General features: G+C 44.1%; 9 protein-coding genes. 5 read left to right on the plus strand and 4 right to left on the minus strand.

What is annotated here, in order from left to right:
* Window positions 1–293: 293 nt before the first annotated feature.
* On the minus strand, window positions 294–422 hold the full coding sequence (locus tag D0T84_RS22830; RefSeq protein ID WP_255495223.1) for a hypothetical protein: 129 nt from the start codon (window positions 420–422) through the stop codon (window positions 294–296).
* A 477-nt stretch (window positions 423–899) separates the two neighbouring features.
* On the opposite strand from D0T84_RS22830, the gene D0T84_RS05585 reads away from it, so the two are divergent.
* The 5 genes from D0T84_RS05585 to D0T84_RS05605 all read left to right on the plus strand — a co-directional run bounded on the left by D0T84_RS05585 (window position 900) and on the right by D0T84_RS05605 (window position 6,766).
* Window positions 900–1,778, plus strand: coding sequence for a hypothetical protein (locus tag D0T84_RS05585; RefSeq protein WP_163306845.1), 879 nt, complete (start codon window positions 900–902; stop codon window positions 1,776–1,778).
* 161 nt (window positions 1,779–1,939) lie between these two features.
* The gene (locus tag D0T84_RS05590; protein ID WP_163306847.1) at window positions 1,940–4,327 is read left to right on the plus strand and encodes a transglycosylase domain-containing protein; all 2,388 of its coding nucleotides are present in this window, start codon (window positions 1,940–1,942) and stop codon (window positions 4,325–4,327) included.
* A gap of 113 nt (window positions 4,328–4,440) precedes the next feature.
* Window positions 4,441–5,082 (plus strand): CD225/dispanin family protein, encoded by a 642-nt coding sequence (locus tag D0T84_RS05595; protein ID WP_163306849.1) that lies wholly within the window; start codon window positions 4,441–4,443, stop codon window positions 5,080–5,082.
* An 83-nt stretch (window positions 5,083–5,165) separates the two neighbouring features.
* Window positions 5,166–6,374: a TlpA disulfide reductase family protein gene (locus tag D0T84_RS05600; protein ID WP_163306851.1), complete on the plus strand. Its 1,209-nt coding sequence runs from the start codon at window positions 5,166–5,168 to the stop codon at window positions 6,372–6,374.
* Window positions 6,375–6,376: 2 nt separating this feature from the next.
* Entirely contained in the window at window positions 6,377–6,766 is a 390-nt protein-coding gene (locus tag D0T84_RS05605) for a DUF2752 domain-containing protein (RefSeq protein WP_163306853.1), read from the plus strand.
* Window positions 6,767–6,967: 201 nt separating this feature from the next.
* Here D0T84_RS05605 and D0T84_RS05610 read toward each other — a convergent pair whose 3' ends face one another.
* Genes D0T84_RS05610 through D0T84_RS05620 form a run of 3 tightly spaced genes read right to left on the minus strand, consistent with a single transcriptional unit; the run spans window position 6,968 to window position 9,021 of the window.
* Complete coding sequence (locus tag D0T84_RS05610; protein WP_163306855.1) at window positions 6,968–7,885, minus strand: TraB/GumN family protein; 918 nt, start codon at window positions 7,883–7,885, stop codon at window positions 6,968–6,970.
* A 22-nt stretch (window positions 7,886–7,907) separates the two neighbouring features.
* Window positions 7,908–8,528, minus strand: coding sequence for a hypothetical protein (locus D0T84_RS05615; RefSeq protein ID WP_163306857.1), 621 nt, complete (start codon window positions 8,526–8,528; stop codon window positions 7,908–7,910).
* A gap of 4 nt (window positions 8,529–8,532) precedes the next feature.
* Window positions 8,533–9,021, minus strand: coding sequence for an RNA polymerase sigma factor (locus tag D0T84_RS05620; protein WP_163306859.1), 489 nt, complete (start codon window positions 9,019–9,021; stop codon window positions 8,533–8,535).
* Window positions 9,022–9,399 lie beyond the last annotated feature (378 nt).

The following is a 9,399-nucleotide window of genomic DNA, read 5'->3' on the forward strand; positions in this document are numbered from 1 at the left end:
TCAATGCTAACGAAATAAGACTTATGGGTAAACTAGCTAAAAAACACAATTTTATGATTGTCAAAACGGATATAATTTAAATGACGTCATTGGTAGGGACGAAGCATCCCGTGTAGGCAAATTGCTTTTAAGAAAAGAGATCCTTCACTATCGTTCAGGATGACAGGGTATAAGATTTCTTTAACTTAATGACATTGGTATAAATTCTGCTCGTCAGGCGTCAGCCAGCGCCGTTAGCAAGCGTACGGGGCACCCACCCGGTGCAGGCGGCGTAGAATGAAGTGCGGGCGCTTTTAAGCAAGATTTCCCAATCTGTAGAATGATGAATCTTTCATCACTTCATTCAGCCGGCAAACCGATGGTGGGTCGTACGGCGAAGCGGGGCGCAATGCTTTTTTGCTTACTTTTGGAGCTTCGGCCAAAAGTAAGGTAAGCAATCTGTGATTGCGCGCAGATAGAAAATAAAAGAACACATAATTTAAACAAAACGAAATACTGATTAACATTATTAAGTAATCAGTAAAAATTAAAGCAATATTTCCAGATGATAATTTGTAGAAACAAAACAGTGCTCTGAATGCCGTTAGGCATTATCGCTTGGTAGAAAATAAGATCAGGAAACTGGTCGCATTCCGATAAGAATGCGTCCTCTTGCAGGCAATTCTCTTTTCTACCGGGCGATTCATTCCTAAGGAAATGATTTATTCTAGCAAGCTTTAGCCAAATAGAGACAACCGACTGATAATGTGCAGACAAAGTTCTTTATTTGGTTTTTCTTTTGGACGACAAAAGTCATTGATAGGCACAGGAGTGTACTAAACTTTTTTATCTTTGCTTATCCGAAACTCAGGTTATAAGGTATCAATAAACACTTTAATACTACTTTCAAATAAAATACAATGACAAGAAACAACCTTTACGCACTACTGATACTCACATTGATAATCTCGTGCGGCAGTAAGAACAATGAACGGAAAACCGGTGCGGGAACGATAGCGGAAACAGTATTGAATGAGCCGGAGCCTCAAACAGACATCATTTTAGATACAATTGTACTTCCGTACGTATATAACAATGAGGGAGTGGAAATATTCCTGCCCGGACTGTATAGGAACGATGAGCCCTCCGACTTTGCCCACATGCTCCGTGAAGAATGGTATGAGCTTTATCAGGACAGCGTTTCCAAGAACTATTACTTTGTAGAAGCCGACCTTGATATAAACAAGTACGATGACGACTGCATGGGCTTAGGCTACCAATCTACATACGTTAGCAGCAAACGCGACAGGGATGACTCGAAATTATTCGGTCAGGCTATTCTGTTCATCAAAGGAATAAACGCGGGCGACTCACTGGTAAACAGCGTACATCTGAAACAGAGGATGGTATGGGTTGGCAACAGGATGCCTTTCGGGTTGAGCGGAAAACAATACGCGCTGGAAGCCACGGGGCATGTTACCGAAGACAGCAGCATACACCGCAACGAAGAGGGATTGCTCGTCAAATGGGAAGATGTGCTTAATTACAAGCTGTACCTGGTATCGGAACAAGACGGTAAAGAAAAAAGGGAACTACTGGTAGCCATACCCAGCTTCAATGACAAAAATGTAGAAATACTCTTCATCGGCGATTTAGATCACGACGATAAGCCGGACTTCGTTTTCAGTACAGCCCGCCATTACGAGTCGGCTAACGTTGTACTCATGCTTTCGTCGAAGGCAAAAGACGGCGAATCGGTCAGGTGCGTGGGCGAATCGGGCTACAGCTTTGACTGCTGACATATCCGGCTAGCAGCGAACCAGTTGACAAGAGATAAGTTGGTAACTTAACTGCTCGCACCTTGTATCTCGCACCTTGTATCTCAATAATTCATAATTTATTTACATTATTAAAACGTTTTATTTAAATTTGCAGCGAGTTATAAGACTTGCACATACTTATGGATGAAAAAGAAAAAACGACAAAGAATAAAAAAACAAAGAAAAAACGCAACGCCAAGAGGATAGTAAAAGCCCTGTGGGTTCTTTTTGCATGCTTCATCGGGGCGCTTATCGTCATATTTTCCCTCATCAGCGCAGGGGCTATCGGCTACATGCCTGATGTGGAAGAACTGGAGAACCCGATCGACAAATATGCCTCACAGGTATATTCCTCCGATGGCGTACTCCTTGGTACTTATTCCCTGGCAAAGAACAACCGCATATATTCGAGTTACGAAGACCTTTCCCCATACCTGGTGCAGGCGCTGATAGCGACCGAAGATGCCCGTTACTATTCACATTCGGGTATCGATGCATACGCCTTGTTGAGGGCTGTGGTCAAAAGAGGTATCCTGATGCAGGAGAGCGGTGGAGGAGGTAGTACCATTCCACAGCAACTTGCTAAACTCCTTTATTCGCCACCATCCGAAAACTGGGTAGAACGTGTATTCCTGCGCAAACCCATCGAATGGGTCATAGCCGTGAAACTGGAAAGATATTATACCAAAGAAGAAATTGTAAACCTTTACCTCAACCAGTTCGACTTCCTCTACAATGCCGTAGGCATCCAGTCGGCCGCACAGGTGTACTTCAACAAAGCGCCTAAAGACCTGAACATAGAAGAAGCCGCCACACTGATAGGCATGTGTAAGAACCCGTCTTACTTCAATCCGAGGAGATACCCCGACCGCACAAAAGGCCGCCGCAACGTGGTACTGGAACAGATGTACAAGAATGACTACCTGACAGAACAGCAATACGATTCGCTGAAACAAAAAGACTTGACGCTCGACTTCAAACGGGTAGACCATAAAGACGGACTGGCTCCCTATTTCAGGGAATACCTGCGTATGGCTATGACAGCCAAAAAGCCGGATAAGGCCAATTACGCCTCATGGCAGATGGAACAATATGCACTAGACTCCATCAACTGGATAACAAACCCGCTTTACGGCTGGTGCAACAAGAATAAAAAGCCGGACGGCTCTTTTTACAACCTGTCTACCGATGGGCTGAAATTATATACGACCATCGACTCGCGCATGCAGCAGTATGCCGAAGAAGCGATGGCCGAGCACCTTAGCAAAGAGTTGCAGCCCGACTTCGACAAAGAAAAGAAAGGACGTGCTTACGCGCCGTTCTCCTACTCGGTAGCCAAAGAAGTGGATACACTGATATACCGTGCCATGAAGGTTACCGACAGATACAGGGGCCTGAAAAAAGAAGGCATGTCTGAAAAAGAAATCTACCAGATATTTAAGAAGCCGGTAGATATGAAAGTCTTTTCGTGGAAAGGCGAAGTAGACACTACCATGACCCCGTGGGACTCTATACGCTATCACAAAGGCTTCCTGCGCTCGGGATTCATGGCAATGGATACCCGCAACGGAAATGTAAAAGCATACGTGGGAGGTATCGACTTCAAATTCTTCCAGTACGATATGGTAAATATGGGACGCCGTCAGGTGGGTTCCACTATCAAGCCGTACCTGTACACCCTGTCGATGGAAAGCGGGATGACCCCGTGCGACCAGATGCTGTATGTGCCCCAGACCCTCGTTACCGAATCGGGACGTGAATGGACGCCTCGCGGAGGACGGGCTTCGAAGTTCGGCGAAATGGTAACTATCAAGTGGGGACTGCAAAACTCCGACAACCTCGTTACCGCATACCTGATGGGACGTACATCGCCATACGCCTTTGCCCGCATGCTGCACTCGTTTGGCATTACCGGAAAGATAGACCCTGTAGTCTCCATGGCACTGGGTACACACGATGTATCCGTTGCCGAAATGGTAGCGGCATATACCTCTTTCGCCAACAAGGGAATCAGGGCAAACCCGGTGTATGTAACACATATAGAAGACACTTACGGAAACATTATAGCCGATGTCGCTTTCTCGCCGAGGATGGATGAGGTATTCAGTGAAGGCACTTACGTGAAAATGCTGGATATGCTCCGTGGCGTAATCGATGGCGGTACAGGAGGACGTATCAGGCGCAATTATGGCATCACCGTACCGATGGGCGGTAAAACAGGTACAACACAAAACAACTCTGACGGATGGTTTATGGGATTCACACCAAGGCTCTCCACTGGCTGCTGGGTAGGCGGCGAAGACCGCTCGATACACTTCGACCGTACCAGTGACGGGCAAGGCGCCAGTATGGCGTTGCCTGTAGTAGGGCTGTTCTTCAAAAAGGTATTTGCCGACAAATCGCTGGGATACAGCCAGACCGACAAGTTCGCGTCCATACCGGGATACGGTGTATGCGACAGGGAAGGCGGAGACGAACTGGTGCCCGATGCACCACCACCTACACAGATAGACGACATGTTTAAATAGTTACGAGTGACAAGTAAAAAATTAAGAATTAAATATTTACTGGTAACTGTCCACTGTAAACTGTTGATTGTAAACTGTAAACTATTGACTGTTGACTGCTAACTGAATACGCTATGCTGAAATACTTTTATATTGACGATATATCAAAGGCTCAATGCGGCCCCTTTACTACAAACGAACTATTGCGTAAGGACATACGTCCCGGCACGATGGTTTGGCGTTCGGGGATGGCAGACTGGGCTGAAGCGGGAACTTTGCAAGAACTGAACTTTTTGTTCGGCTCCAAGGCTCCGGTTGCACAGGAGGAGAAAAAGATGGAGTGGCCGCCACTGCCCCGTACTCAGCAACCACAACAGCAATCGTCATCCAATCAGCAACCCCGGGCGAATAATAGCCCACAGCAACAGTCGTACAACCGTCAGCAGCAATCATATAATAACAACCGCCAGCAACAGGCTCCCCTCAATCGCCAGCAGCAGTACCAATACTACTATGACGAACAACGCAAATGGGACGGGATACTGCCTATGCCTAAAAACTGGCTGGTAGAATCTATACTGCTAACCATATTCTGTTGTTCGCCGATAAGCCTCGTTGGTATATTTTATGCTGTCAAGGTAGAGACACTCTACGGGAAGAAGGACTATGAAGGGGCACAGGATGCTTCCGAGAAGGCTAAGCTATGGACGCTGTGGGGTATCGCATTCCTGCCTGCTGTTTACATAATACTGATATTTATAGGTATGCTCGTATAATATTGTTCACCTCATCCCACACCTGCACACAGGGCTACAAACAGGTAACGGCTACGTAGAAATTCCACCTTAATATTTTCCTCATGATTTACCGTATTGCTTTATTCAGCTTATTTTTAGCCATATTAGCCGGTTGTAACAAAACTACAGCACCAGCCGACAGGGATACTTTTGTTTTGGAAGGCTTTGTTAAAGGCAATGAAGTGCCTGAAACGATATACCTTTCTTACTATACGCAAAAGAACGGCGAATGGTATGAAATCCTTGATTCGGCTAAAATCACAGGCAACAAGTTCTCTTTCAAAGGAAAACTGGATGGTTTGACATTAGCCAATATGGGTGCGGACAACAATTATATCGAATTCTTTATCGAACCCTGCGATATGAAGCTCGATATAGATATGGAACGTCCATATATGTATGAGTTGACAGGCATACAGGCAGACAAGGAGAATACGGAACTGCGGAAAGATGTAATGCCTTATGATAAATCTTTATCTGAAAAAGTAAAAGTTCTCGATAAGCTGGTGAAACAAATCAATTCACCTGATATTGCTTCACAGCCCCATGTACGGGATAGCCTGGTGGATATGTTGCACAAAGGTGCCGATGAGGCGCGCCTTATCAATAAACAAAAGCATCAGGCGTATGTCGATTTTGCATCGAAGCACAATACATACCGTATAGCCCCGGCATTGCTACACCGCACTTCTTCTTTCGGTTTTGTAAGCAGCGACACGCTTCTGGCGGTCTACAACAGCCTTCGCGAAGAAGGTAAAGCCTCGCTCATGGGGCAACTTTCGCACAGGCAGATTCTGGAGCAAAGTATACGCCATAATGCCGCCGTTGGGGAAATAGCTGCTGATTTTACACGAACAGACACTATTTCGGGCAATGTAATCCGACTATCGGATTACAGGGATAAAAGTTTTGTCCTGCTGGACTTTTGGGCAAGCTGGTGCGGCCCGTGTATAAAAGGGATACCGACCCTGAAAGAAGTACATCGTAAATATAATGATAAACAATTACAGATTATCGGCATTTCTTCGGAGGAAGACAAAGCTGAATGGATGAAGGCTATAAAGAAGCATGAATTAGGAGAATGGCCTCAAATATCGGGGCTTGTTTATGCCGATGGACGCCTGTTTGATACAGAAATAGGAGACGCCTATGGGATAAAAGGTTTTCCTACCTATATCCTGATAGATAAACAAGGGAAGATAGCCGGCATCTGGAATCAACTTGGTGCAAAAGAGCAGGCTACACTGGATAACCTACTGAATAACAAATAGCATTGCAAAAACCGGAGACAAAATACCTCTATCGGATTATCGGAATAGCTGCCTTACTGATTATAGGAGGTGGTATTTATTACTTTTTCAGCCCTGAGGAATCGGTGTATTTCCCGCAATGCCCTTTTCATCGGCTGACAGGGCTCGACTGTCCCGGTTGTGGTTCGCAGCGGGCTATACACCATTTACTGCACTTGCAGGTAAAGGATGCTTTCGTGAGCAATCCTCTGTTAGTTTTGGCTATACCCTATATTTTGACGGGAATCTTTTTTGAATACTTCGGCGGTAAAGAGCGGTTTCCCCGGCTACGGAAGATATTATTCGGCAAAACGGCAATAATCATAGTCTTAGCCGTTATTATATTTTTCTGGATCGGGCGAAATATAGTATAATCTGTGAAATTGTTTAAAGCCTGTTTAAATTTTATTCGTTCATTAATTTTTTGCATAAAAGCCATCTTGGTTTAAAACTTTTATCATCTGATGCTCTGCTGATACAAGATACACATTGCACCAGCTTGTTATTATAGGAAATAATAAAGGGAAGCATTCTGTAAAATACTTCCCTTATGGGCTTTACATATACCGTTACCTTTATTTCACTGCTTCTACTGTATAACCCTTGGCTGCCAACTGTGCCAACAAACCTTCCTCGCCTGCCAGATGCAATGCACCTACAGCTATCAGGCTCGATTTATCGGCCATTATCTGAGGTAGCTTTTCCAGCCATTTGTCGTTACGGTCTTTGTTGAGTACATTTTGTTGCTCCTTCGATACTTTACAAGGGTCGTCAGGATTGTTAAAAGCCAGATTGTACATATTGTTCAACTGTCCGGCTCTATAATACGTGTTCAGCTTGTCCAACAGATCTTTGGCAGTATCATTGTTTACTACCGAACATACCAGAGACTCAGCCTGATCTTTCAATGGTTCGGCATCGAACAGGGCATAAATCTGATCGTCAGCCGTTTCCAGTCCGAGCGTAGCTTTGCCTTTCTCTGTGGCTATACGCTGCACATAAGCATCTATAGCCTCATGCGCCATCGGGTTGAATTCAGGATAAAGCTTCGTGTATGTTGTTATCGTATATAGCATCGATATCATGCCGGGTTTCATCTGCCCCAGCTGCCCCAATCCGACAGTGAATAGCTTTATCAGCCCTTCGTCCAGCTTCGCATAATCTTCGGCCGACAACAGTTTATCGTATGATTCTCCGGCAGGCATCATCGCCGCTTGCTGCAGTTTTACCTGCATGGCTGCCTGGTCCGACATCAGCAATTCCCCTACAGTTTGTCCTGTAGTCTCCATCGCTTCCTTCAAGCCCGGTATGCTGTCTACAAAACTTAGATGTACCAGATGATGCGTACCCAGTATGTAAGAGGGTTGCGAAAGCCCGTTACCCGACACTTTCCAGAGCAGGGCGTTGTTGTACTTTGTTTCGTTCTGGGCTGCCAGTGTTGATGTTACAACAAACAGGACAATAGCTGCGAAAGTGGTGATAAGATTTTTCATGTTTATAAATTAGTATTTTAAATTAATCATTGTTATCCTTTTCGAAATATTCTATTTCCTTTATAGATTCCTGTATTTGTTTTATATTATTGAAATACATATACTTATATAAAATGAAAGAGAAAGCGACCGTAGTTATTATCATAACGGCAAACATTACGATCAAATGTGTAGTATCAAGAAAAGAACGTACATGCTCCGAATCGTTGCCGAATGCTTTTCCCAGAAAACCCGGCATCCCAAAATACAGGTATGGTACAAAAAAAACAACAAGGCATACTACCCCAATCATGATTTCATACAGTATCGTTTTCTTATATTTGGTAATGGCTTTCGATACTTCCAGTATTCCCATTTCGGACAAGTTTACAGCGCCCATGAATTTAAGTTTTCTCCGTTGCCAGAAAAAGCTGTATATCATCATGATAAAGTATATTGTGCCGGGAATATAGTGCATGTAAAAAAACAGTATCCCTGCAAAGAAACAAGGTATGAGAAGCCATAAGAACAGCTTGTCGTATTTAATCAGTCTTTCAAAGGCTCCCTGTCCTTTATTATCCAACATTTTCTGAATCTTACATTCATCTATTGTCGGCTTAATTTCGGTTTCCTGCCATGTCTTTTTTATATTATCTAAATCCATATCATTAGTTTTGTTCGTCCGACATCTGCTTCAACTTATCTTTTATGCGGCTCAGCTTTGTAGCTACATTTGTCACAGAGAGGCCTGTAATCTCCGCTATGTCTTTATATGGCTTGTCGTCCAGGTAAAGCAGTACCAAGGCTCGTTCTATTTTCCCCAATTGGTTAATCAACTTATACAGCTCTTGTATCTGTTCGTTATTATCTACCACATCGGGTATATCCATCGATATATCCACATAGGTCACATTCTTTTTGCTTCTGCGATAAAAGGATACGCATGTATTCAGGGCGATACGGTATATCCACGTCGAATGCTTGCTCTCTCCCCTAAACGACGCGAAGCCTTTCCACAGGTTCAGCACCACTTCCTGATAGAGGTCGCCGATAGGATGTTCTTTGTCGGCATAAAAGGAAGTGACCTTATAGATGATACCTTCATTCTGGCGTATCATATCTAAGAATTGCGCGTCACTTTCCCGTATTTCTTTCATCTATCAGAAGCGTTTTTATTATATGTCGCAAAAATGTCCGGTTTGTCACAATATTATGATTTTTTTTCAAAATATTTAGAGCCTGTTTAAATTTTAGCGAAAATTTTTATTGCAGGTTCAGGTCAATAGTTCTTAGCAATTTTTTTATGCTCTTTTTACCGTATTTTCCCCTCCTGTGACCGTTGGTTCAAGTAAACTTGATGCTGCCCTCATTGCTTAACGAAATCGTTCATTAATTTTTTGCATAAAAGCCATCTTGATTTAAAGCTTTTATCATTAGCTCCCTGCTGCCGCGCCCTCCCGGGCTTGCCCTTCCTTTTGGCATTGCCCAAAAGGAAGCAAAAGGCTAGTGCTTCGTCCCTCGGCGACCCACCAACG

It is taken from the genome of Dysgonomonas sp. 521 (genome assembly GCF_010501055.1).
In the GTDB taxonomy this organism is placed as follows: domain Bacteria; phylum Bacteroidota; class Bacteroidia; order Bacteroidales; family Dysgonomonadaceae; genus Dysgonomonas.

What these genes read in the sequence shown, in the direction of transcription:
- D0T84_RS05585 (WP_163306845.1), top strand. Translation starts at nt 900, where the DNA reads ATGACAAGAAACAACCTTTACGCACTACTGATACTCACATTGATAATC.
- D0T84_RS05590 (WP_163306847.1), top strand. Translation starts at nt 1,940, where the DNA reads ATGGATGAAAAAGAAAAAACGACAAAGAATAAAAAAACAAAGAAAAAA.
- D0T84_RS05595 (WP_163306849.1), top strand. Translation starts at nt 4,441, where the DNA reads ATGCTGAAATACTTTTATATTGACGATATATCAAAGGCTCAATGCGGC.
- D0T84_RS05600 (WP_163306851.1), top strand. Translation starts at nt 5,166, where the DNA reads ATGATTTACCGTATTGCTTTATTCAGCTTATTTTTAGCCATATTAGCC.
- D0T84_RS05610 (WP_163306855.1), bottom strand. Translation starts at nt 7,885, where the DNA reads ATGAAAAATCTTATCACCACTTTCGCAGCTATTGTCCTGTTTGTTGTA.
- D0T84_RS05615 (WP_163306857.1), bottom strand. Translation starts at nt 8,528, where the DNA reads ATGGATTTAGATAATATAAAAAAGACATGGCAGGAAACCGAAATTAAG.
- D0T84_RS05620 (WP_163306859.1), bottom strand. Translation starts at nt 9,021, where the DNA reads ATGAAAGAAATACGGGAAAGTGACGCGCAATTCTTAGATATGATACGC.